Source organism: Desulfovibrio sp. DV (assembly GCF_001936595.1).
In the GTDB taxonomy this organism is placed as follows: Bacteria; Desulfobacterota; Desulfovibrionia; order Desulfovibrionales; family Desulfovibrionaceae; genus Solidesulfovibrio.
The window spans coordinates 69,111-91,552 of sequence record NZ_MLBG01000002.1 but is presented as its reverse complement, the minus strand read 5'-3'; the positions used below and the strand labels follow the sequence as shown (position 1 = coordinate 91,552).

The following is a 22,442-nucleotide window of genomic DNA, read 5'->3' as shown; positions in this document are numbered from 1 at the left end:
GGTGCGTCGCCCGGGGCTAGTTGTCCCCGTAATACTCCTGAAGGCTTTTGACGGTAAGTCCTGTCCCGTCCATCTCGCGGATGGCCTGGGCCATGGCTTTGGCGCCGGCCGCCGTGGTCGTGTACGGGATGCCGTACAGCAGGGCCGTCTGACGGATGGTCATGGAATCGCGCACGGTGCGCTTGTCGGAAACGAGATTGATAACGAGGTCGATCTCCCGGTTCTTCATATGGTCGACCACGTGGGGCCGGCCTTCGAAGACCTTCATGACCGGGGTGACGGCGATGCCCTTGCTGCCAAGGTAGGCGGCCGTGCCCTTGGTGGCCATGATGCGGAAGCCCACTTCGCTCAGAATCTGGGCGGCGGGCAAGACGTCGTCCTTGGCATTGTCGGCAACGGAGATGAACACCGTCCCGGACTGGGGCAGGTTCTGGCCCGCGCCGAGCTGGCTTTTCATGAAAGCCAGGCCGACCGATTTGTCGATGCCCATGACTTCGCCGGTGGAACGCATTTCCGGTCCGAGCAGCACGTCCACGCCCGGGAAGCGGTTAAACGGAAACACCGATTCCTTGACCGAATAGTAGCCGGATTTGCGCTCGGCCCAGGGATTGATGTCCTTGAGCTTGCCGCCCATGATGACCTTGGTGGCGAGCTTGGCCAGGGGCACGCCCGTAGCCTTGGACACGAAGGGCGAGGTGCGCGAGGCCCGGGGATTGACTTCCAGGATATAGATGTCGCCGTCTTTGACCGCGAACTGGATGTTCATGAGCCCAACGACCGCAAGCTCATTGGCCAGGGCTTGGGTCTGGCGTTCGATCTCTTGAATAAGCGCCGGATCAAGGCTGTGGGGCGGCAGGACGCAGGCCGAATCACCGGAGTGGATGCCGGCCTCTTCGATGTGTTCCATGACGCCGGCCACGTAGGTGTCGGTGCCGTCGCACACGGCGTCCACATCCACCTCGATGGCGTTGACCAGGAACTTGTCGATGAGGATGGGGTGCTTGCCCGAGGCCACCACGGCCACCTTGAAGTAGTTCTCAAGGTCGGCCCGGTCGTAGACGATCTCCATGGCCCGGCCGCCGAGCACATAGGAGGGGCGCACCACCACGGGATAACCGATCTTGTCGGCAATGACGGCAGCGTCTTCCACGGTAAAGGCCGTGCCGTTGGCCGGCTGGCGCAGTCCCAGCTTTTGCAGCATGGCCTGGAAGCGTTCCCGGTTCTCGGCCCGGTCGATGCTGTCCGGCGAGGTGCCAAGGATGCGCACCCCGGCATTTAACAGCGGCACAGCCAGATTGAGCGGGGTCTGCCCGCCGAACTGGACGATGATGCCTTCGGGCTTTTCGACCTCGATGATGTTGAGCACGTCTTCAAAGGTCAGCGGCTCAAAATACAGGCGGTCGGAGGTGTCGTAGTCGGTGGACACGGTTTCGGGGTTGGAGTTGACCATGATGGATTCCACGCCCATCTCGCGCAGCGCGTAGGAGGCGTGGCAGCAGCAGTAGTCGAACTCGATGCCCTGGCCGATGCGGTTGGGGCCGCCACCGAGGATGACGACCTTGCGGGCGGCCTTGGGAGCCACTTCGCGGCCGGTTTCGTAGGTCGAATAGTAATACGGAGTGTAGGCTTCAAATTCCGCGGCGCAGGTATCAACCAGATAGTAGGTCGGATTGATGCCCATGTCTTTTCGCAGCTTGCGGGCCTCCAGGCTTGAGGCCATGCCCCACAGGGAGGCAATCTGCGGATCGGAAAAGCCGTTTTTCTTGGCGGCCAGGACCAGTTCGCGGCACTCGGCATTGGTCGCGGCGATCTTCTCTTTCGGGAAAACGGCCAACTGCCCTTCCATGTCCACGATTTCCTTGAGCTGGCGCAAAAACCAGGGATCAATCCAGGTGGCATCGAAGATGTCTTCGAGGGAGACGCCACAGCGCATGGCTTCGCGCACCTGGAAGAGCCGGCGGGAATTGGGCTTGCGCAGATCGGCCAGCACCTGCTCCCGGTCGGCCTCGCACACGCCGGTCAGCGCGGAAAAGCCCGTGGCCCCGATTTCCAGGGAGCGCAGGCCTTTTTGCATGGCTTCCTTGAAATTGCGGCCGATGCTCATGGCCTCGCCCACGCTCTTCATGGCCGTGGTGAGATAGTCTTCCGAGCCGGGGAATTTCTCAAAAGTGAACCGCGGAATCTTGACCACGCAGTAGTCGATGGTCGGCTCGAAGGAGGCCATGGTCTCGCGGGTGATGTCGTTGGGAATCTCGTCGAGGGTATAGCCGACGGCCAGCTTGGCCGCGATCTTGGCGATGGGAAAGCCGGTGGCCTTGGAGGCCAGGGCCGAGGAGCGCGACACGCGGGGGTTCATCTCGATGATGAACATCTCGCCGTCGGCCGGATTGACGGCAAACTGGACGTTGGAGCCGCCGGTTTCCACGCCGATCTCGCGCATGATGGCGATGGCCGCGTTTCGCATCATCTGATATTCGTCGTCGGTGAGGGTCTGGGCCGGGGCCACGGTGATGGAATCGCCGGTGTGCACGCCCATGGGATCGATGTTTTCAATCGAGCAGATGATGACGCAGTTGTCGGCCCGGTCGCGCATCACCTCGAGCTCGAATTCCTTCCAGCCGATGACCGAGCGTTCCAGCATGATTTCGCTTTTCATGCTGGCGGCCAGACCGACTGCGGAAATCGTTTCCAGGTCTTCCTGGTTGTAGGCCACGCCGCCGCCGGTGCCGCCCAGGGTAAAGGCCGGGCGCACAATGATGGGGAAGGGAATCTTCTTGCCCCACTCACGCACGTCGTCCATGGTGTGGCAGATGCCGCTTTGCGGAATCTTCAGCCCGATATTCGCCATGGCGTTGCGGAACAGATCCCGGGATTCGGCCTTTTTAATCACGTCCAGGGACGCGCCGATAAGCTCCACGCCGTGTTCGGCCAAAACGCCGGACTCGGCCAGGGCCACCGCCGTATTGAGGCCCGTCTGCCCGCCGAGCGTCGGCAAGAGCGCATCAGGCTTTTCCCGGGCGATGATCCGGGCCACGGTCCCCGGCTCGATCGGCTCGATGTAGGTGCGATCGGCCAGTCCCGGGTCCGTCATGATGGTGGCGGGGTTGGAATTGACGAGGACCACTTCGTAGCCCTCTTCTTTGAGGGCTTTGGCAGCCTGGGACCCGGAATAGTCGAACTCGCAGGCCTGTCCAATGACAATGGGCCCCGAGCCGATGATCATGATTTTTTTAATGTCCGTCCGTTTGGGCATGGGCGTGGGTGTGTTTTTTTAGAGGGTGAAACGATGTAAGCGGAACCGCACAGGGATATGCCACTTCGCCCCATTGGGCAAGGGTTTTGCACCGAGACCGGGCAGCCGCCGGTTTCGGACAGGCCAGCTGCAGGAGCCAGGCCGGCTCCCTTTCTTGACTTCCCGCCCGCCTTGTTTCAAAAAGCCTGTTTCTCCGGCGTCGTTCGGAAGCCGGAAATAGCGCAAGGACACTCCATGAGCAGCGATTATAAAAAGACCCTCAAGCTTCCCCAGACCTCCTTTCCCATGAAGGCCAATCTCAAGGAAAAGGAGCCGGAAACCCTCAAATTCTGGGCCGAAAGCGACATTTACCGCCGCATGGTCGCCGACCGGGAAAGCGCCCCCCGCTACATCCTGCACGACGGCCCGCCCTATGCCAACGGCCACCTGCACATGGGCCATGCGCTCAACAAGATTTTAAAGGACATCATCGTCAAGTCGCGCCATATGGCCGGCTTTCAAGCCCCCTACGTGCCCGGCTGGGACTGCCATGGGCTGCCCATCGAGCACAAGGTGTCCCAGGAGCTCAAGGCCAAGGGCAAGACCAACCTGCCGGCCGTCACCGTGCGCCGGCTGTGCCGGGACTACGCGACGAAATTCGTCGATATCCAGCGCAAGGAATTCAAACGCCTGGGGGTCTTTGGCGACTGGGACGATCCCTATCTGACCATGCGCCCCTCCTATGAGGCGGCCACGGCCACAGCCCTTTGCGATTTCGTGGAGCGCGGTTCGGTCTACCGGGGCAAAAAGCCCATCCACTGGTGCCTGTCCTGCCAGACCGCCCTGGCCGAGGCCGAGGTGGAATACGCCGACGAAACCTCGCCATCGGTCTTTGTCCGTTTTCCCCTGCCCGATCCCAAGGTGAAAGACGTTTTCCCCATGGCCGACCCGGCCAAAACCTATGCCGTCATCTGGACCACCACGCCCTGGACGCTGCCGGACAACATGGCCGTGGCCGTGCACCCGGAGTTCGACTACGTCCTGGTTGCGGCCGGCGACGGGCAGTATATCCTGGCCCGGGAGCTCCTTGAAAATGTTCGCGAACTGTTCGGCTGGACCGATGCCGCCATCCTGGGCGAGGCTCCGGGTGCGTCCCTGGAAGGCCTGGCTGCCCGCCATCCCTTTTACGACCGCCCGTCTCCCATCGTCACCGCCGACTATGTCACCCTGGACACCGGCACGGGCCTGGTCCACACCGCCCCGGGCCACGGCCGCGAGGACTACGACACCGGCCTGCGCTATGGCCTGGACATCCTCTCGCCCATGGACGACGCCGGCCGCTTTCTTGACGTGGTGCCCTATTTCGCCGGGCTCACGGTCTGGGAAGCCAATCCGAAAGTGATCGAGAAGCTCACCGAAGTCGGGCATCTGCTGGCATTAAAAAAACTCAAGCACTCCTATCCCCACTGCTGGCGCTGCAAGGAACCGGTGATTTTCCGGGCCACCACCCAGTGGTTCATTTCCATGGACGCCGGCGAACTGCGCCAGAAGGCCCTTGCCGCCATTGAAAACGATGTGGAGTGGATTCCGGCCTGGGGCAAGGAACGCATCCACAACATGATCGCTTTTCGCCCGGACTGGTGCATCTCGCGCCAGCGGACCTGGGGCGTGCCGATTTTGGCCCTTATCTGCGAGTCCTGCGACGCGGCCTACAACGACGCAGCCTGGATGCATTCGGTGGCCGGGAAGTTCGCCGACCACGAGCGCGGCTGCGATTACTGGTTCGAGGCCGAACTGGCCGACATCGTGCCGGCCGGGCTGACCTGCCCCCAGTGCGGCGGCAGCCATTTTCGCAAGGAAACCGACATCCTGGACGTGTGGTTCGATTCCGGTACGAGCTTTGCCGCTGTGCTGGAAAAACGGCCGGAACTGGGATTTCCGGCCGACATGTACCTGGAAGGCTCGGATCAGCACCGGGGCTGGTTTCACAGCTCGCTTTTGGCTGCCATGGGCACACGCGGACAGGCCCCCTACCGCCAGGTTCTGACCCACGGCTACGTGGTCGACGGCGATGGCCGCAAGATGTCCAAGTCCCTTGGCAACGGCATGGAACCCCAGGAAATCATCGACAAGCATGGGGCTGAGGTCCTTCGCCTGTGGACGTCGGCGGTGGATTACCGCGACGATATCCGCATTTCCGACGAGATCCTGGCCCGTCTGGTCGAGGCCTATCGCCGCATCCGCAACACCTGCCGGTTCATCCTCGGCAATCTGGCCGACTTCGATCCGGCGGCAAACGCCATCGCGCCCGAGGCCATGCTGCCCCTTGACCGCTTTGCCCTGGACATCGTGGCCCGGGGCCATGCCCGTATGGCCGAAGCCTATGGCCTCTATGAGTTCCACAAGGTCTTCCATACGCTGCACAACCAGTGCGTCACGGATTTGTCCGCCTTTTATCTCGACATCTTAAAGGACCGCCTCTACGTTTCAGCGACGAACTCGCTGGAACGCCGCTCGGCCCAGTCGGCCCTGTGGCGTATTTTGCTGCTGTTGTTGCGGGACATGGCCCCGATCCTGTCGTTTACCGCGGAAGAGGTGTTCCGCCACACCCCGGTGTGCCAGCGCGGCGATGGGGATTCGGTCTTCACCCTGCCTCCGGTCGATGCCGGTTCCTGGCTCCTGGACGAGGCCAGCCGGGAACGGCTGGAGATGGTCCTGGCCCTTCGCGGCGAGGTCACCCGGGCCATCGAACCCCGGCGCAAGGCCGGCGAGGTGGGCCATTCGCTGGAGACGACCGTGGTCCTGTATCTGCCGGACGACGTGCTGGAGGCCGTTTCAAGCCTCGGCATGGATCTGCGCGAAGTGTTCATTGTGTCCAAGGTGACGCTTATGCCGGCTGCGGCTGCCCCGGCCGATGCCGTGGCCTGCGAAACCATTGCCAAGGCCTTTGTCGGGGTATCCCGGGCCGCTGGGGAAAAGTGCGCCCGGTGTTGGTTGTACAGTGAAGAAATGGCCGGACCGCAGTCACCCGACCTGTGTCCGCGTTGCGCCGCGGTTTTGGCCGCAGAGGGTATGTAGACCATGCGTTTGAGCTATAAACTGGCGCTGCCTGTGGCCGCTGCCATCATCCTGCTCGATCAGGTCACCAAGCTCTGGATACAGGACCATCTGGTGCTTTATACGACCAGAACGGTCATTCCGGGCTTTTTCAACATTGTCCATGTGCTCAACCGCGGTGCGGCCTTTGGCTTTCTCAACCGCTCGGACATCCAGTGGCAGACCTACTTCTTCTTCGCGGCCACGGCCCTGGCCGTGCTTATCATCATGCATCTGCTGCGCATGGCCCGGGACGACGACAAGCTGCTTATCATCGGCCTTGGGCTTATCCTCGGCGGGGCCATCGGCAACCTCATTGACCGCATCAAGACCGGCGAGGTGGTCGATTTCCTGGACTTCTACTGGAAAAGTTACCACTGGCCGGCCTTTAACGTGGCCGACATTGCCATATTCCTGGGGTCGCTTGGTCTTCTGGTGGCTTTTTATCGCCTGCGCCGCCCGATGGCCGGCTCCTAACTTCGCGAGGACGCACATGATTCTGCCTGAATTGCCGGCCATGACGCCGGGTCAGCTGGCTCTTCTCTTCGGACTTTTGGCCCTGCCTATCCTTCCCAATTTCATTGCGATATGGCACAGCTTCCACAGGGAGTTTCCCACTCACCTGGAGAAGATGTTCTGGTTCCTCCTGGCCATTTTCGTGCCCGTGCTGGGAGGGGTTATCTACTTTATCTGGGGACGCAAGCGAGGTCGCAAGCTGTCATGAAGCCCTGTCACGCCAAACCCGCGGCCCTGGCCGCCGCCCTGCTCGCAGCGCTGATCGGCGGTTGCGCGCCGGCTCCCAAGGCCCCGTCACCGCTCAATACCCCGGCCGACATGTGGGCCGAACTGGAAAATACCAAGGGTGAAGTTCGTCGCTTAAATGCCAAGATCGAGGAGCTGACCCAGCAGGTGGAGCACAACCGGCAGGACCCGGAACTGTCCGGCCGCGTCTCCCGCCTGGAAGGCCAGGTCAGCCGCATGGCCTCCCAGCTGGCCATTGACATTGACGCCGGGGGTGCCCGCGCAGCCGCCCCGGCGGCCCAGCCCGGCTACGGCCAAGGGGCCATGGCCCCCCAGGCCGGCTATGGAGCCCAGGCACCGCAGACCGGGTACGCCGCCGCTCCCCAGCCCGGATACGGCCAGCCCCAAGCCGGTTACGGCGGCCAAGCCGCCCAGGGCGGCGACGATGCGGATGAACCCATTCCGCCGTACAATCCCTCGGGCTATGCCGCAGCCCCCCAGGCTCCGGCCCAGGTCCCGCCGCCGGCTCCAAGCGGCAACATCGCCCCGCCGGCCGTGTCTGAAGCGCAAAGCCCGGCCGACGCGGTCTATGCCAAGGGCCTCACCAGCTTCAATGCCCGCCAGTACCAGCAGGCGCTGGGAATTTTTCAGGAGTTCGCCCGCAACTTCAAGACCAGCCCGCTGATGCCCAATGCCATGTTCTGGACCGGGGAATGTTATTTCCAGCTCGGGGATTTCGCCAATGCCGCCCTGGCCTACCAGGAAGTCATCGAGAAATATCCCAAGAGCGCCAAACATGCCGACGCCCTGTTCAAACGCGGCGTGGCCTTCTCCAAGCTCGGCAATGCCGGCGCGGCCAAGTTGTCGTTTAAGGAAGTCATCGACAAATACCCGGATTCCGCCTTCGCTGCCCGGGCCAAAACCATGATGCCCAAGTAGCGCCGGCCAGGAGCGACCGTTTTCATGGATACGACACAAGACAAGCAATACCGCAAGGTTGTCTATCTGACCTTTCCTCCCGAAGCCTCGGGCAAGCCGCTGGTCTGCGATCTGGCCCGGCTGCACGGCCTGGGTTTCAGCATCCTGCGCGCCCAGATCACGCCGCGCCAGGAAGGACAGATGACCATTGAGATCACCGGTCCCAGGGATGCCTACCAGCGCGGCGTCGACTACCTCAAGGAGCACGGCATCGGCGTGGCCCCGGTGGCCCAACGCATCTCCCGCGATGAAGACAGCTGCTTTCATTGCGGCATGTGCACGGCCCTTTGCCCGACCAGAGCCCTGTCGCTTAACATCGAAACCCGACTGGTGGAGTTTGACAGCGAAACCTGTTCGGCCTGCGGCATGTGCACCAAGGTCTGTCCGGTAAAGGCCATGGAGATGTTGCTCGAAAACGGCGTCATGTAACAACGAGGTGTCTGCCGTGGAAGAAAAACGCTCCTACATGCGCATCCCCACGCGCCTTCGCGGCCATCTGCGACTCTTGCCAGACACCGAAGAAGTACCGCTCTATCGGGATTCGCCACCTATGGGGTCGACGATTTGCAGTGTGGACCCACGCGACACCGGCATGAGCGAACCGCTCTATGCGATGCTGAGCACCATCAATTCCAAGCTCGACATGCTGCTGTCCATACAAAACCGCGATCTGCTCGAAGCTGACTTTCCAGTCCTCATGGATATCGTGGAGATAAGCGGAGCCGGAGTGCGGTTTTCGACTCCAAACGAGTTGCCCCTGGATCAGCCGGTGGAAGCCGTTATTGTACTGTCGCGCTTTCCCATGCGTCTGTCCGGGGCCATGGGGCGGATCATCCGCTGCGACGAGGTTGACGGCACGGCCATTTACGCTCTTGATTTCACGCGCATCCGGGAACGCGACCTGGAAAGCATCGTGCAATTCGTCTTCCAAAGCCAACGCGACGATCTTCGCGGAAAAAAGTGGGACTGATGCCGTATGGTTAATGACGACGAACTGCTCGACCGGCTGCTTGAAAAAATCGTCCAGGAAGTGGTGCCCGACCTGCGGGAAAGCATCGGTGCCACCATCGAACGGGAAGTGGCCCGGACACTCTCCCGGGCCCTTCTGGAAAGCGAGTTTCACAAACGCTTAAACGATGAAATGCGCACCGGCCTGCAGGATATCTACAAAGAAATCATGCAGGCGGCCAAGCACGACAGCGAACCGAGCGCCGGAGACAGGCAGCAGGCTGACCAGCTCTTTCAGGAAGCCGCCCAGCAACTCGACAACATTCTGCAGACCACGGAATCGGCCACCACCGAGATCATGGACATCGTCGAGAAGCACATGGACCTGCAAGCCGAATCGGCCTCGGTGCTGGCCGGACTCCCCGGCGGTTATGCCGGCCCCAAAGATGTGGCCAAGCTGCAGGCGGCCAACGATGCCCTGGGTGAAGACCTGATGCGCATCATGACCACGCTGAGCTTCCAGGACCTGACCGGACAGCGTATCAAGCGCATCATTTCGGCCATCAAGAAGGTCGAACAGATCGTTCTTGAGCTCTATCTCTCCACCGGCTTGCAAATCCGGGCCCAAGCCGAAGCGCCTGATCGCGACATCGAAGACCTCAAGGCCGAAGCCAGGCAGAAGGTCTCCGACCTCAAGGGACCGCAAATGGACACCCAGCAGGGCTCGGTGGACGATCTGCTGGCCCAGCTCGGCCTGGACTAGCGCAGCGGTCCGGCAACCCTGACCCCGTGCCTCAAGGGCGCGCTGCCGTGGCTTTTCCCGGCAGCGCGCCCTTTGCGTTGGTATCCCTGCGTCCGGAATGTCCCATCCGGTGCCTGCCTCGCGCTTTGCTCCCGCTTCAGGCGCCAAGCCAAGCACAGGACCGTTTTGGTATCTTTCCCCCTGCCCTGCCGCTGGCCGCGGCAGAGGGGACATGGCCGGCGAAGACGAAACCGGGAAAACAGATCGCTCTAGTGATGATGATGCTCGTGGTCGCCCATGGGGTGGCCGTGGACATGGCGGTGCAGGATGAGATCCGGGTTGCGGATCAGGCGGCCGTTTCCGATGGAATAGTAGGTGTCGGTCACGTGGGCCAGGAAATCCCAATCGTGGGAAATAATGATCATGGGTTTGCCGAGACGCTCCAGAATTTCGACCAGCCGTTCCCGGGTGGCGGGATCAAGCCCCCCGGTCGGTTCGTCCAGAAGCAGGGCATCAGGCTCCATGGCCAGGACCCCGGCCAGGGACACCAGTTTTTTTTCGCCGCCGGACAGGCGATGGGCCAGCCGGTCGCCGAAGCCCTCAAGGCCGAGCATGGCCAGGGTCTGTTCGGCCAATTCCCGGGCAGCCTCGCCGGGCAGGCCCCGGTTGAGGGGTCCGAAGGCCACGTCGTCAAGGACGGTCGGGTAAATAATCTGATCGTCGGCGTTTTGCAGCAACATGCCGATGCTGCGCCGCACCTCCCGGAAATCACGCTCGGTCGCCACTTCCCGCCCTTTGTGCCGCACCATGCCGGACTGGGGGCGCAAAAGCCCCATGATCACATGGAGCAGCGTGGTCTTGCCCGACCCGTTTGGTCCGAAAAGCCCGATGCGCTGCGTGGCCTCGAAGCGCAAATCCAACGCTTCCAGCACGGCGCCCGCCGCTCCCGGATAGGTGAAAGACACCTGCGACAGTTCAAGTAACGGTTCAGACATTCCCACTCCTGGCCCGTACTTCGAGAAAGGCCGCAAGCCCGGCCACGGCCCCGGCGGCAAGAAGAAAGAGCATATCCCGGCGACCGGCCCGAAACCGGTTGAGGCACGGAAAAAGCCCGGTGAACCCCCGCAGCAGCATGGCCTGATAGACGCGCTGGGACCGGTCGTAGCTGCGCACCAGAACCATGGCGACCAGGGCGGCATAGGTGCGATAGGTGCGCCCGTCCGTTGCCGGGACAAAGCCCCTCAAGCGGGCCGCAGTCACCAACCGGTCATATTCCTCTGCAATGACGTGGAGATAGCGGTAGGTAAAGACAAACAGAAAGGAAAATTTGGCCGGGACCCCAAGGGCGGTCATGGCCCGCCCCAGGGCCGGGGCCGGGATGGTGGCCAACAGTGACAGGACGCAGAAAAAAACCGCATTGGCCTTGAGCGTCACCAGCCAGGCCAGGGAGACGCCCTGCCGGCTGATGGTCAGGCCAAACCCTTGCCACAGCGGCACCCCGGGGGTGGAAAGCGGAACAAAGAGCCAGAGAAACAGGATGAAGACATTGATGGCTGCCGCCCGGCGCAGCACAGCCCCAAACGAGGCCCCGGACAGGGCGGTCAGGAGCAGCCCGGCGGCGAGAATGACCAGCGCGGTCTGCTGGTTTTGGGCCAGCGCGGCAACAACGGACAGGAGCAGGCAGGCCGCCAGCCGGCAGCGGGCGTCCAGCCCGTGGATGGGCGAGGTTCCAGTGGCAAGTTGGTCGTCGATCATGCGCCGGGACGTCTCCGGCTGCCGAAATAGGCGGCAATGCCGGCCAGACCGACCAGCCAGCCGATACCGCCAATGATTTGCGTCAGCCCAGGTCCTTTCTCCTCTTCACGCACCAGGATGGCCCGAAGCGGCGCGATTTTTTTTTCGACCGCCGCTTCGACGATGGCTTCCAGGGCGGCCGGATCCAGGGCGACCACCGGCGGGCCGGCCTGGAGGGCGACAGGCGCTGCGGCCGGCGGGGTCTGGGCCGGTTTCCCGGCAACGGTAGGCGCATCCGGGCTGGTGGTTGGGACCGGTGATGCCGCAACCGTGGCTGGCGTCGTCACAACTGCAACCGGCGCTACGGCCAGGTATTCCGCAGCCTTGACCACCCCTTCGTTTTGATGGCCCTCGCCGGCCCGCAAAACGATGCGCAGGTCAGCCTTGGCCGCCCGGGCTGCAAGCGGCACCGGGAAACGGAAAGAGCCCTTCTCGTCGGTTTTTCCGGTCAGATACAGCGCACCCGTGGCCGCGTTGGCAACCTCGATGTCGCCAAAGCGCACACGGTCGGTGCGGTTGTAGCTGCACTCCACCACCACGTCATCCCCTTCGACATAGGCAAACACGTTGACCCGGTGGGCCTGGGCCGGCCCGGCCGAGACGACGAAGAGGATCGCCGCCCAGACAAAGGCCGGGAGACGCGGAAACAAACGGGACATAAGGGCTCCTTGGCAGTCCTCAGCCGGCCAGACGGATGGCCAGCAACTCGGGCCGCACTTTGGCTAAAAAGCCCACGGCCATGGCGGTGATGACCCCTTCCACGGCCATGATGGGCAGGTGGGCCAGGAAAATGGCCGTGGCCGTGGTCATGAAGGCCTCGCCGGACAGGGCCAGCGCACCGGCAGTCAACAGCGCGGCCAGGAGCACGGCGAAAAAGCCGCAGCAAAACGCGCCCACCGTGCGCATGGTTCCGGTGCTGCGCAACCATGGTCCAAAGATCAGGGAGCAAGCCACGGCCGGAAAGGCCATGTCAAAGGTATTGACACCGAGGACCACAAGACCGCCGTACTGAAACAGCACGGCCTGGAGCAGCAAGGCTACGCAGATGGCCGGGAAAGCGGCAAGTCCGAGGATGGCCCCGAGCAGACCGTTTAGGATCAGGTGGGCGCTCACCGGGCCGATGGGCACATGGATAAGCGACCCCACAAAAAAAGCGGCCGACAAAATGGCCACGGTCATCAGGCGATCGTAGTCCAGGCGTTTGAGCCCCAGGGTCGTGCCGACAGCGGCCAGGGCCCAGCCGCCGGCCAGAACCGGCCCGGAGAGTACGCCTTCGGAGATATGCATTGGTCGTCCCGGGGTAGAAGGTCCGAGCAGCCGGGGACAGGTACGGTCCCGCTGTCCCCGGCAAGGCGGTTTGTTCTACTTCTTCTTGCGTTTGGGTTCAACGAACTTGGTCCACAAAACCGCTCCGCGCTCGATCTTCTTGTCGGCCCCGTCCTTTTGCATGGTTTCCGGGGCATCAGTCAGGGCGGCAAAGCCCCACCAGCCGGCAAAGGGCACGGCGTAGTTGAACACGCCGTTGGCATCGGTCTTGACCACCTGGGTGACCAGATAGTCATTGGGTGCCTCGTAAGCCTTGTCCTTGTTGTAAAATTCCACTTCCACCGCAACATCGGCGGCCGGCTTGCCGTCAATGAGCACCTTGCCCGTAAAGACGTTGCCGGCATAATTGCCGAAAGGACGGGTGAGCGGCACGATCTCGGCGGCCAACCCGACCGGCGCATCCCAGCCCTCTTCCTCGCCAAAGGACGGCACCACCACCTTGGTCAGGTGCTCGATGAACTTGTCCTCGGCCGGCTCAAAATACGGTTCCGGAACAAGGAAAAAGGTGCCGACACCGGGCTTTTTGAAGGTGAACTCCCCGGTCCAGGCGGCATGGTCCATGATCTTGGCGGGCTTGAGCGTGGGGAGCAGGTCGGTTTTCTGGTCGCCGTCCTTGACGCCAAAGGCCTTGGGCTTGGCCATGTCCATGCCGTTGCCTGCCATGGGGTGGGAAAAGGAGATCGCAAGCTCCACCTTGGCCTTGCTTTTGTCGCTGACCACGTCCGCCGACGGGATGATCATGCCGAAGTGGGCCAGGGCCGGGCTGGCGGAAAGGGCCAGGGCGGCCAGGGCCAGGGGAAGACGGGATAGGCGCATTATGCAGTCTCCTTTCCATGTTTTAGCGTCAGTATCCAGCACGACGCACCAGAAAGGTACCCCAAATTCAGACGATGTTCAATATAGTAACACGCAAAGATGACAATTTAGTCCAGCCCGCGTCGACAAGCAGATGCCCGCTATCTAGAAGGCAAGCATCAGGCGCAGGGCCACGTCGGGCTGGTCCGTTGGCCGGATGCTCCCTTCCAGGGCCAGCCGGGCGGTCGGACGAAAGGCCAAGCCAAGGACCGGAGCCAGAAGGCATCGGGGTTGGTAGACGTAGTGGCTGGGGAAGGCATTGAGCGCCAGGATGGCAGCCAGGGCATTGCCTGTGGCCCCGGTGGGATCGACGTGGTGGGTGAGCCGCTTGTCCAGGCGAAAGGCGATCAGGGACAGACCGGCGCTGGCGCTGACGCGGCCAAAGTCGTAGCCGAGGGCAGCGGTCGCTTCATGGCTGGTCCAGGCAAAAAAAGCGTCCCGGGCCGCAGGGGGTGTCCCGACGCCGGAAGGGCTGGACACCTCTTCCCGGGTTTCGGCTGCGGCAGCGGAAAAAAAGGCATAGTCCAGCCGGGCAAACACCCCCTCCCCCGGGCCCTCCCGAACGACCACCCGGGCGCAAGGTCCCCACAGGAACGCCGGCCGGGTCTGCCACAACTCGGCAAAGCCCTGGCCGACGTTCTTGGCTTCAAAAACGCCCGCCGCCGTCCCAAGATGCCCACCGACCGACACCACGACATGCCGCCGGTCGAGCACCCGATACAATACGCCGGCGTAGGCCCGTTGCTCGGTCCAACTACGGGTCCAGCCGCCGTGCTGGGGCACATAAGCGGCTGAAGGCGTAAAGGAAACCGGCTCACGCATGTCCCGGTAGCCCAGGGAACGCACCGTGGCCGACATTTCAAACGGTCCGTCCTCGGCCGCAGCCACACCGCTTACGAGCAGCAGCAGACAGGCCAGCCACAACAGGCGACCCCCGGTCCGGCGCGGCAGGCTCTGCCCAGGCACGGCCATGCCCGCTAGCCGTTGCCCGGTGGCCCGGCAGCCGGTGCGGCGGCAGGGGCACCGGGAGAGGCCTGGCCGCCAACCGGCACGAATTTGGTGAACCAGTCAAGGTTTCGCACCATGAGGTCCCGCAGCAGGCCCGGTTCGGTGATGTCGTGGCCGCTTCGGGGATAGGCGGCCAGACGGGTGACGACGTCGCGCCGCGACAAGGCGGTATAGAGTTCCAGGGCCTGGGTAAAAGGGACCCGCTCGTCGCTTATGCCATGCTGGAAGAGAGTCGGTGTCTTGATCGAGGCGGCGTATTTGAGCGGTGAGCGGTCAAACAGGAAGTCGAATCGCTCATAGGCCTCGCCGCCGAAATACAGCGGAATGAAATCCGGCAGATCCATACTGCCGCACAGGCTGGTCAGGTTGGTGATGCCTGCCCCGATGGAGGCCGCGGCGAAGCGGTCGGTATGGCCGATGGCCCAGGCGGTCAGATAGCCGCCGTAGCTCCAGCCCATGATGCCCAGGCGGTTGGGGTCGGCCAGTCCGCGGGCAATGAGCGCATCAATCCCGGTCTGCAGGTCCTCGAAATCCTTGCCCCCCCAATCGCTGACGATGGCCCGGCGAAACTGCGGCCCATAGCCATCGGAGCCACGGACATTGGGCTGGAAAATGGCGTAGCCGCGCTCGGAAAAAACAGCCAGGGGGTAGCTGTCCAGAGCACCAACGTAGATCCGCTGCGCGGCCTGGGCCGGGCCGCCGTGCAGTTCGATCAAAAGCGGCGGTGGGCCTTTGGCGGCTGCCACCGGCGGGATGTACAGGCCTTCGATGGGTGTGCCGTCGGCAGACTGCCAGTGCACGACGACGGAACGGGCAGTCCGAAATGTGGCAAAGGCGCTGTTGACCGAAGAAATCACCCGGGGGGCAAACCGGTCGGCCGGGGTCAGGAAGACTTCGGGCGGCAGATCGGTGTCGGTCAGAACCAGTCCAAGATGGCGGCCGCCGGGGGACAGCGCGGCCTGGGCGACAACATGGGGGGTGTCGGAAAAACGCTGCGGGGCCTCGCCGCTTGCCGGCAGGGCGTAGAGCACGGAGGTTGTTCCCTCGGCCTCGCGAACCAGAAGGCTTTGGCCGTCACTGGCCCAGCCCAGGAGTTCCGGGCGGGCATTGGGGGTCTGGGCCAAGGCCCGAGGCTGGCCTCCGGCCAGGGGCACCACCATGACCCGGCCGGCGCTGTAATAAAAACCGGGTGCCGCGGTTGCGACATAGGCCACTGTCGCGGCATCCGGGGAAACACAGGGGGTATTTTCCGAGGCCTCGGTGGCAGCCAGCAGGCGCACCGTTCCACGGGCCACATCAACCACTGCGATGTCGGTATTGGCGGCATCGACCGGGTCGGAACGGCTGATCGGGGAGGTGCTGTGCCGCCCCCGGGGCGGTGTGGCCGGATCGGTGGTCTCAAAGACAATGTGCCGGCCGTCTGGGGAGAACGCGAAGGCCCCCACATCACGGTTGGTGACCAGGGGACGGGGCTGGCCGCCCGATCCCAGGGGCAGGAGGGCGAGACTGGCCACCCCGACGTCGCTGTCGAACACCTCCACCTCGGCATCGCAGCCGGATTGCCGCGCCTCGGTCGTCTTGCCGGCCGTGGTCACAGACAGGGCCAGGGACTTGCCGTCCGGGGAAAAAGCCAGGTCCAGGATATCTTCGTAGCTGCCGGCGAGGCGGCGGGTCTGGCCCGTGGCAGTCTGAAGGATGTAGAGGTCAAGGGTGTTTTCGCCGGCAACGGTATAGGCCAATTTTGAGCCGTCCGGAGAAAAACGCGGCTTGTCGCAGGTCTCTTTTTCCGGCGTGACGGGCTTGGCGGTTCCTTTGGCCGGGTCGGCCAGATAGATGCGCGAGGAGAGTTCCCCGGCATCGCCCTGCATGGCGCTGCGGGTGACGACAAAGGCGGCTCGCCGGCCATCGGGAGCCACGCGCACGTCATTGACCATGGCCACGCGCAACATGTCGTCGATGTCGAAGGCTTTCCCCGACTCGGCCGCGGCAGTCCAGGTCGCAAACCAAGGGAGCGCCAGGGCGACAAGGCCGGTCAGCAGACGTCGGACGGCAAAATGGGGCACAAAGGACCTCGTTTCAAACAGTGGCCGCCACTGTACGATCGGTTGGCCTGGCGGTCAAATCCCCAACAAGAAAGGCCCCCTTGCGGGGGCCGTGGAACCTAGATGTGAATTGTCGCGTCAGCCGGCCGTTTAGACAGCCACAGATCGAAGAGGAACCTGGTGAAGAAAATGGCCGTGAACATCGAAGCCACGATGCCAAGGATCAGGGTCACGGCAAAGCCCCGAATGGGGCCGGTGCCGAACTGATACAGGACCACGGCGGCAATGACCGTGGTCACGTTGGCATCGAGGATGGTCAGGGTGGCGCGGCTGTAGCCGACGTCCACGGCTGACCGGGCGGTCAGGCCCCGGCGCAGTTCTTCTCGAATGCGTTCGAAGATGATGACGTTGGCGTCAACGGCCATGCCGATGGTCAGGATGATGCCGGCGATGCCCGGCAGGGTCAGGGTGGCCCCGAACCCGGCCAGACCGGCCACAATAAGAACGAGGTTGAACAGCAGGGCCATGTCGGCCACGGCTCCGGCCACGCCGTAGTAAATGATCATGAAGGCAATGACGATGATGCCGCCGACCACAGCCGAATAGACGCCCTTCTCAATGGATTCCTGTCCAAGGGATGGGCCGACCGTGCGCTGTTCCAAGATATTGACCGGGGCCGGCAGCGCGCCGGCGCGCAGCACAATGGCCAGATCGCGGGCTTCCTCGGTGGAAAACCGGCCGGTGATGCTGGCCCGGCCGCCGCCGATTTTCTCCTGGATGGTGGGGGCCGAATAGACTTTGCCGTCCAGGACAATGGCCAGCTGCTTTTTGACGTTTTCGCCGGTGACCCGCTCGAACTGGCGCGAGCCGCCGGGGGTGAAGGTCAGGGCCACGTAGGCCTGATTGTTGGGATCGAAGTTGGCCCGGGCATCGGCAATGTTCTCACCCGTCATGACGGCGTCGGCCTTGAGCACAATGGGCCGTTCCAGATAGGAGCCGTCAGGATTTCTGTGGCGCAGCACGGACAATTCATCACCCGGGGGCACGATGCCCTTCTGGGCTTTTTCCAGATCGGCCGTGTCATCCACGACCTTGAACTCCAGGTGGGCGGTCTTGCCGATCAGCTTGATGGCCCGTTCAGGGTCCTGTAGGCCCGGCAACTGGATCTGGATGCGGTTGTCGGTCTGCTTGCGGATGTCGGGTTCGGTCACGCCGAATTCGTCAATGCGGTTGCGGATGGTCTTGACGGCCTGATCCACGGTCATGCGGGCCTGGTCGTCCCTGTAGCGCTGGGTGAACGACAGCTTGTAGACGAAGCGGCCTTCGGCGGCGCTGTTCACGCTGTCCACGTGAAGCACTGAAAAATGGCTGGACAGAAAGCTCCCCAGCGCATCGCGCTTTTCCGGGGTGGCCAGGACGAATTCCAGCTGTTTGCCGTCGGCCGTGGTCGCCGGACGCTGGATGACAATGCCCTCTTCCTTGGCCTGGTCGCGGATATCGCGACCCATCTGGGCCAGGGAGGTGGTCAGGGCCTTGTCAACATCAACGCCGAGGGTGAGGTGGATGCCGCCTTTGAGGTCAAGGCCCAGATTGATGACGTCATCGGGCAGGAATTTGCCCAAAAAAGTCTGCTTGACCGACCCCAGGGAGGGCAACATGTAGATGAGGCCCAGAAAGGCCACGAGACTGATCACGGCCAGTCGCCAACGCAGAGTTCCAGTCATGGGCGAGGCTCTCCTTGGGAGGCTAACACTTCGTGTGCAACGACAAAACGAAGGGACTGCGCGAGCAGCCCTTCGTCGTCGCTTCGGGCGTCACGCGGCCCGAAGTGGGATATCCTTAGTCTTTGGACTTGTCTTTGGCCTTGGGCTCGGCCTTGGCGGCCGGAGTCGCGGCGTCGCCGGGACCGGACACAAAACTGCGATTGATCTCGATATTGAGGTCTTTGGCAATTTCAACGGTCAGCTTGTCGCCATGAACTTCCATGATGCGGCCGTAGATGCCGCCGCCGGTCAGGATGTAGTCGCCGCGCTTGAGGCCGCCCAGGTATTCCCGGTGCTGCTTGGCCTTTTTCTGCTGGGGACGGATAAGCAGAAAATAGAAGATGGCGAACATAAGGATCAGCGGCAGAAAGGCGGTGATGGGGTTGCCCCCGGCAGCGTCGCCGCCGGGAGCGGCGCCCATGGCGTGCGCCAAGCTCGGAAAAAGCATGATGCCTCCAGTTGAGATGGTGGTAGCGTCCGAAAGACCGTCTCGCGGCAACATCCGCAAGACGATGCAGGGCTCGGAACGAGTCTATCGCGCCAAAATGGATGGTCCAAAAAAGCCGTCACGTCAAGGTTCAATTGCGTTCGGGCCGGCCGGGAAGGCCGGATTATCGCGCCTCGGGCCAGGGTGTGCATCCCCTGGCCGGGGCAAATCCCCGGCCAAAGGCCTCAGCAAGGGTCGGCAAAAGCACCCGGTTGCGCCGGCCGATACGGGCCGCATCCGGGCAGTCGGGCGCATGAAAGCGATGGGAAGCGGTATTGCCGACATAGGGTGCACCCGGCCTTGGCAGGGCGAGCAAACGCGGCCACGCGCCCCGGCCCGCCGCCATGGCCCGGCGCTGGGCCAAAAGCAGCCGTTCGGCCAGTTCAGCAGGCACGTCGTCAAACCAGAAGAAAAAGGCCGCCCCCTCGCCAACCAGGAGTGCGGCGACCGAAGCACCGTCCGGGAGCAGGAGGTCGCCGAGCATGCGGCCGAAGCGGTCCTTGTCCGGCCCGACTCCAACGAACCGCAACGGCACGCCCCGGGTGACCCGTTGCAGCAAGGCAGCAGCCGCAGCAGCATAATACTGGGCCGCCCGGCCCTCGTGGGCCATTTCCGGGGCATCGATGCCGGCCAGACGCACCCGGCGGCCGTCGGCCAGCTGGCAGGTGTCGCCGTCAAAGACTACAGCCACCCGCACCGGGGCCGGCCCGGCCTGGGCCGCTGTAAAGCAAAGCCATACCAGGGCCAGACAGAAGGAAAGCCCGGCAACGCAGCGCCTCCCTGCCCTACGACCTGTTTCACAGCCCATAGCTCCACCTCCCCAAAAAAAGCGGCCGCCGCGTTTGCCGCGACGGCCGTATCCGCAGCGATAGAACACCGCTTGGCTACTTGATGGCTCCGGGCACAAAACCGATGGCGTTGATGGCCGCCTTGATGACGTCCTCGGGCGCTTCCCCTTCAAAGGAAACCAGTCCCTTGGCCAGATCCACGGAAACATTGGACAGACCCGGCACAGCAGACAACGTCTTGGTCACGGAATTGGCGCAGTTGCCACAGTGCATTCCGCCGACTTCAATGGTTTTCATGCATCCTCCTTGGTCTTTGCGGCAATGTAGGCCAGGGCCGCCGGAAAATCGAGGCTGCCCTCGTAGATGGCCCGGCCGGAAATGAGGCCCTGAAGACCTTTTTTCCCATACGGATAGAGCGCCTTGACGTCGGCAAGGGTGGCCACGCCGCCGGCGACGATGACCGGCAACTCGGTCAGGGTCAGCAAGCGGGCCAAGGCCGGCAAATTGACCCCGGACTGCATCCCGTCGCGGCTGATATCGGTATAGACCACAAAGGCCGCACCGGCCGCAGCCAGCCCGGGCAGCACGTCCTCGACGGTCTGGCCCGAGTCCTCGACCCAGCCCTTGACCTTGAGCCGGCCGTCCACGGCATCGAGCGACACCCCGACCTGGCCGGGATGGGCGGCGCAAATGGCGGCAAAGGCCGCAGGATCGGCCAGGGCCAGGGTGCCGATGATCAGCCGGCGCACCCCGGCTTCAAGATAGGCGGCAGCCGTGGCCGCATCCCGCACGCCGCCGCCGAGCTGGACCGGAATGTCCAGGCCGGAGCAGATGCGGGCGATAAGATCGAAATTGCGGGGCTTGCCGCTAAAGGCGCCGTCCAGGTCGATCAGATGCAGCCACTCGGCCCCAAGGCCGGCCCAATGCCGGGCCATGGCCTCGGGATCGGGCGAAAACACGGTAACGGCATCGGCCACGCCCTGGCGCAACCGGACACATTGTCCGTCCTTGATGTCGACAGCCGGAAATACGATCACAGCCCAAGCTCCGCGAGGCCCTGTTTGAGGCCTTCCTGGGCCAGTTCCATGGCCGAAAGCCAGCGGCCGTTTCTGGCCACGAACTTCCGGGCGTCCAGAATGTTGGCGGACAAGGATTTCTGGGTTTCATCGAAGTGGTACTGCTTGATCAGGCCGCCGGTGCGCACGTCAATGAGATAGAGCACGAAATCGACGCTGGCCGGATTGGTCGATCCGATCTCCGAACCGACACGCTCGCGCCAGTCAATGACCATGGGCACGACAACAAAGTCCACACCGGCACACTTGCCGACGTTTTGATAGTAGCGAAGCGTGGCCAGACGGCCGGATTCCTCGCCGCGCGGAGCGGATTTGGCGCAGGAAGCCGCCAGATTGGCCGGGGCGAGGGTCTGTTTGGAGCCGGCCAGGGCCTGGTCCAGGGCGGCGTCGAGATGCACCGGGGCGACTTCCGGCACGACCCGGGCGGCGGGCAAATAGCCGGCCAGCAAATCGGCGTCCGTGGCGGGGATGGTGAAGGGAATCACGGCAAAGGTCTTGCCCAGAAAAGCCACGGCCGAGGTAGAGGCATCAGTGGCCACCGGGGGCCTGGCAGAGGTCGTGTTATGACGCACGCAACCGGCCATGAGGCTTAAGCCCACCAGCGCCACGCCAAGATAGGCCATTGATTTGCTTCGCATCAGTCCAGGCTCCCTTTGGTGCTCGGCACCCTGCTCGATCCTTGCGCGGCCGTGGCCCGGCGCAGGGCCAGTCCCAACGCCTTAAAGGCCGCTTCCACCAGATGGTGGCCATTTTGACCGTAAACGAAATGCATATGCAGGTTCATGCGGCTGGAAATGGACAGGGATTTGAAAAACTCCCGCCACAAGTCCTTTTCCTCGCCGGCAATGACCGGAGGCAGCACGTTTTCCCGATAGACGAGATAGGGGCGGCCGGACAGATCGACCACCACCTCGCACAGGGCCTCGTCCATGGGGACCCGGGCATCACCCACCCGGGCGATGCCGGCCCGGTCCCCCAGGGCCTGGCGAAAAGCCTCGCCAAGACAGATGGCCACGTCTTCCAGGGAATGGTGGGCATCCACTTCCAAATCGCCCCGGCAGGTCAGCTTGAGATCAAAGCCAGCCCAAAAAGTGAGTAGATTGAGCATGTGGTCGGCGAAACCGTATCCGGTGTCCACCACTGCCGTGCCGTCGCCGTCGATGGTGATTTCGACGGCCACACGGGTTTCTCCGGTTTCCCGGGAATAAGCTCCAAAACGATCAGGCATGGTTGTGTCCCCGGACGCCTAGGCGCCCGGGGCCTCCTTGGAAACCGGCGCAGCGGCTTGGGCCTGGGCCGGTTTGGCTGCGTCAGGAGTCTCGGCAGTTTCGGGATACAACTGTTTTTTGGCCTCGGCCTGTTTCTGCTCCCGATCAGCCCGGTCCACCTCGGCTTCCAGGGTGGATTTGACGTCGGTGCTCATGCGCCGAAATTCGGCCATGCCCTTGCCAAGCGTCTTCATGAGGTCAGGCAGCTTGGAAGGGCCGATGACGATCAGGGCCACCACTAAGATGACCAGAAGCTCCGTGGAACCGATGCCGAACATAGCACTACTCTTTTGGCCGG

General features: G+C 63.1%; 23 protein-coding genes. 7 read left to right on the top strand and 16 right to left on the bottom strand.

The genetic code is table 11. The features are described from left to right. Positions 1–16: 16 nt before the first annotated feature. Positions 17–3,253, bottom strand: coding sequence for a carbamoyl-phosphate synthase large subunit (carB, locus tag DVDV_RS01115; RefSeq protein WP_075352893.1), 3,237 nt, complete (start codon positions 3,251–3,253; stop codon positions 17–19). Positions 3,254–3,487: 234 nt separating this feature from the next. On the opposite strand from carB, the gene ileS reads away from it, so the two are divergent. The 7 genes from ileS to DVDV_RS01080 are packed head-to-tail and all read left to right on the top strand — an operon-like array spanning position 3,488 to position 9,758. Next, positions 3,488–6,310 (top strand): isoleucine--tRNA ligase, encoded by a 2,823-nt coding sequence (gene ileS / locus DVDV_RS01110; protein ID WP_075352892.1) that lies wholly within the window; start codon positions 3,488–3,490, stop codon positions 6,308–6,310. A gap of 3 nt (positions 6,311–6,313) precedes the next feature. After that, entirely contained in the window at positions 6,314–6,805 is a 492-nt protein-coding gene (gene lspA / locus DVDV_RS01105; RefSeq protein ID WP_075352891.1) for a signal peptidase II, read from the top strand. Positions 6,806–6,821: 16 nt separating this feature from the next. After that, positions 6,822–7,052 (top strand): PLDc N-terminal domain-containing protein, encoded by a 231-nt coding sequence (locus DVDV_RS01100; protein WP_075352890.1) that lies wholly within the window; start codon positions 6,822–6,824, stop codon positions 7,050–7,052. Next, complete coding sequence (gene ybgF / locus DVDV_RS01095) at positions 7,049–8,008, top strand: tol-pal system protein YbgF (protein ID WP_075352889.1); 960 nt, start codon at positions 7,049–7,051, stop codon at positions 8,006–8,008. The genes DVDV_RS01100 and ybgF overlap by 4 nt, the downstream gene beginning before the upstream one ends. A 24-nt stretch (positions 8,009–8,032) precedes the next feature. After that, positions 8,033–8,476 carry an NIL domain-containing protein gene (locus DVDV_RS01090; protein WP_075352888.1) on the top strand — a complete coding sequence of 148 codons (444 nt, stop codon included), beginning with the start codon at positions 8,033–8,035 and terminating at the stop codon, positions 8,474–8,476. Positions 8,477–8,492: 16 nt separating this feature from the next. Next, positions 8,493–9,017 (top strand): PilZ domain-containing protein, encoded by a 525-nt coding sequence (locus tag DVDV_RS01085; RefSeq protein ID WP_075352931.1) that lies wholly within the window; start codon positions 8,493–8,495, stop codon positions 9,015–9,017. 6 nt (positions 9,018–9,023) lie between these two features. Further along, positions 9,024–9,758 carry a protein phosphatase CheZ gene (locus DVDV_RS01080; protein WP_075352887.1) on the top strand — a complete coding sequence of 245 codons (735 nt, stop codon included), beginning with the start codon at positions 9,024–9,026 and terminating at the stop codon, positions 9,756–9,758. Positions 9,759–10,006: 248 nt separating this feature from the next. On the opposite strand, the gene DVDV_RS01075 is transcribed toward DVDV_RS01080, so the two are convergent. The 15 genes from DVDV_RS01075 to tatB all read right to left on the bottom strand — a co-directional run bounded on the left by DVDV_RS01075 (position 10,007) and on the right by tatB (position 22,422). Further along, on the bottom strand, positions 10,007–10,732 hold the full coding sequence (locus DVDV_RS01075; protein WP_075352886.1) for an energy-coupling factor ABC transporter ATP-binding protein: 726 nt from the start codon (positions 10,730–10,732) through the stop codon (positions 10,007–10,009). Further along, positions 10,725–11,492: a cobalt ECF transporter T component CbiQ gene (gene cbiQ, locus DVDV_RS01070; protein WP_075352885.1), complete on the bottom strand. Its 768-nt coding sequence runs from the start codon at positions 11,490–11,492 to the stop codon at positions 10,725–10,727. The genes DVDV_RS01075 and cbiQ overlap by 8 nt, the downstream gene beginning before the upstream one ends. Continuing rightward, the gene (locus DVDV_RS01065; protein ID WP_075352884.1) at positions 11,489–12,190 is read right to left on the bottom strand and encodes a hypothetical protein; all 702 of its coding nucleotides are present in this window, start codon (positions 12,188–12,190) and stop codon (positions 11,489–11,491) included. The genes cbiQ and DVDV_RS01065 overlap by 4 nt, the downstream gene beginning before the upstream one ends. Before the next feature lie 19 nt (positions 12,191–12,209). Next, positions 12,210–12,818, bottom strand: coding sequence for a cobalt transporter CbiM (gene cbiM, locus DVDV_RS01060; RefSeq protein ID WP_075352883.1), 609 nt, complete (start codon positions 12,816–12,818; stop codon positions 12,210–12,212). A 75-nt stretch (positions 12,819–12,893) separates the two neighbouring features. Then, entirely contained in the window at positions 12,894–13,673 is a 780-nt protein-coding gene (locus tag DVDV_RS01055; RefSeq protein ID WP_075352882.1) for a DUF4198 domain-containing protein, read from the bottom strand. 144 nt (positions 13,674–13,817) lie between these two features. Further along, positions 13,818–14,684, bottom strand: a complete 867-nt coding sequence (locus tag DVDV_RS01050) for a hypothetical protein (RefSeq protein WP_075352881.1) — start codon at positions 14,682–14,684, stop codon at positions 13,818–13,820. Between the two features lie 5 nt (positions 14,685–14,689). After that, a complete protein-coding gene (locus tag DVDV_RS01045; RefSeq protein ID WP_075352880.1) occupies positions 14,690–16,783 on the bottom strand; it encodes a S9 family peptidase in 2,094 nt (697 codons plus the stop codon). A gap of 98 nt (positions 16,784–16,881) precedes the next feature. After that, complete coding sequence (secD, locus tag DVDV_RS01040) at positions 16,882–18,486, bottom strand: protein translocase subunit SecD (protein ID WP_075352879.1); 1,605 nt, start codon at positions 18,484–18,486, stop codon at positions 16,882–16,884. Between the two features lie 115 nt (positions 18,487–18,601). Then, positions 18,602–18,973, bottom strand: a complete 372-nt coding sequence (yajC, locus tag DVDV_RS01035; RefSeq protein WP_075352878.1) for a preprotein translocase subunit YajC — start codon at positions 18,971–18,973, stop codon at positions 18,602–18,604. Positions 18,974–19,136: 163 nt separating this feature from the next. Then, positions 19,137–19,703 (bottom strand): thermonuclease family protein, encoded by a 567-nt coding sequence (locus tag DVDV_RS01030; RefSeq protein ID WP_254845179.1) that lies wholly within the window; start codon positions 19,701–19,703, stop codon positions 19,137–19,139. A 193-nt stretch (positions 19,704–19,896) separates the two neighbouring features. Then, positions 19,897–20,097, bottom strand: coding sequence for a heavy-metal-associated domain-containing protein (locus tag DVDV_RS01025; protein ID WP_075352876.1), 201 nt, complete (start codon positions 20,095–20,097; stop codon positions 19,897–19,899). Further along, positions 20,094–20,837: a 1-(5-phosphoribosyl)-5-[(5-phosphoribosylamino)methylideneamino]imidazole-4-carboxamide isomerase gene (gene hisA, locus DVDV_RS01020; protein ID WP_075352875.1), complete on the bottom strand. Its 744-nt coding sequence runs from the start codon at positions 20,835–20,837 to the stop codon at positions 20,094–20,096. Before hisA ends, DVDV_RS01025 begins: the two co-directional genes overlap by 4 nt. Next, positions 20,834–21,514: a hypothetical protein gene (locus DVDV_RS01015; protein ID WP_075352874.1), complete on the bottom strand. Its 681-nt coding sequence runs from the start codon at positions 21,512–21,514 to the stop codon at positions 20,834–20,836. The genes hisA and DVDV_RS01015 overlap by 4 nt, the downstream gene beginning before the upstream one ends. Continuing rightward, positions 21,514–22,104 (bottom strand): imidazoleglycerol-phosphate dehydratase HisB, encoded by a 591-nt coding sequence (gene hisB, locus DVDV_RS01010; RefSeq protein WP_075352873.1) that lies wholly within the window; start codon positions 22,102–22,104, stop codon positions 21,514–21,516. Before hisB ends, DVDV_RS01015 begins: the two co-directional genes overlap by 1 nt. Positions 22,105–22,122: 18 nt before the next feature. After that, positions 22,123–22,422 (bottom strand): Sec-independent protein translocase protein TatB, encoded by a 300-nt coding sequence (gene tatB, locus DVDV_RS01005; RefSeq protein ID WP_075352872.1) that lies wholly within the window; start codon positions 22,420–22,422, stop codon positions 22,123–22,125. Positions 22,423–22,442: the final 20 nt, after the last annotated feature.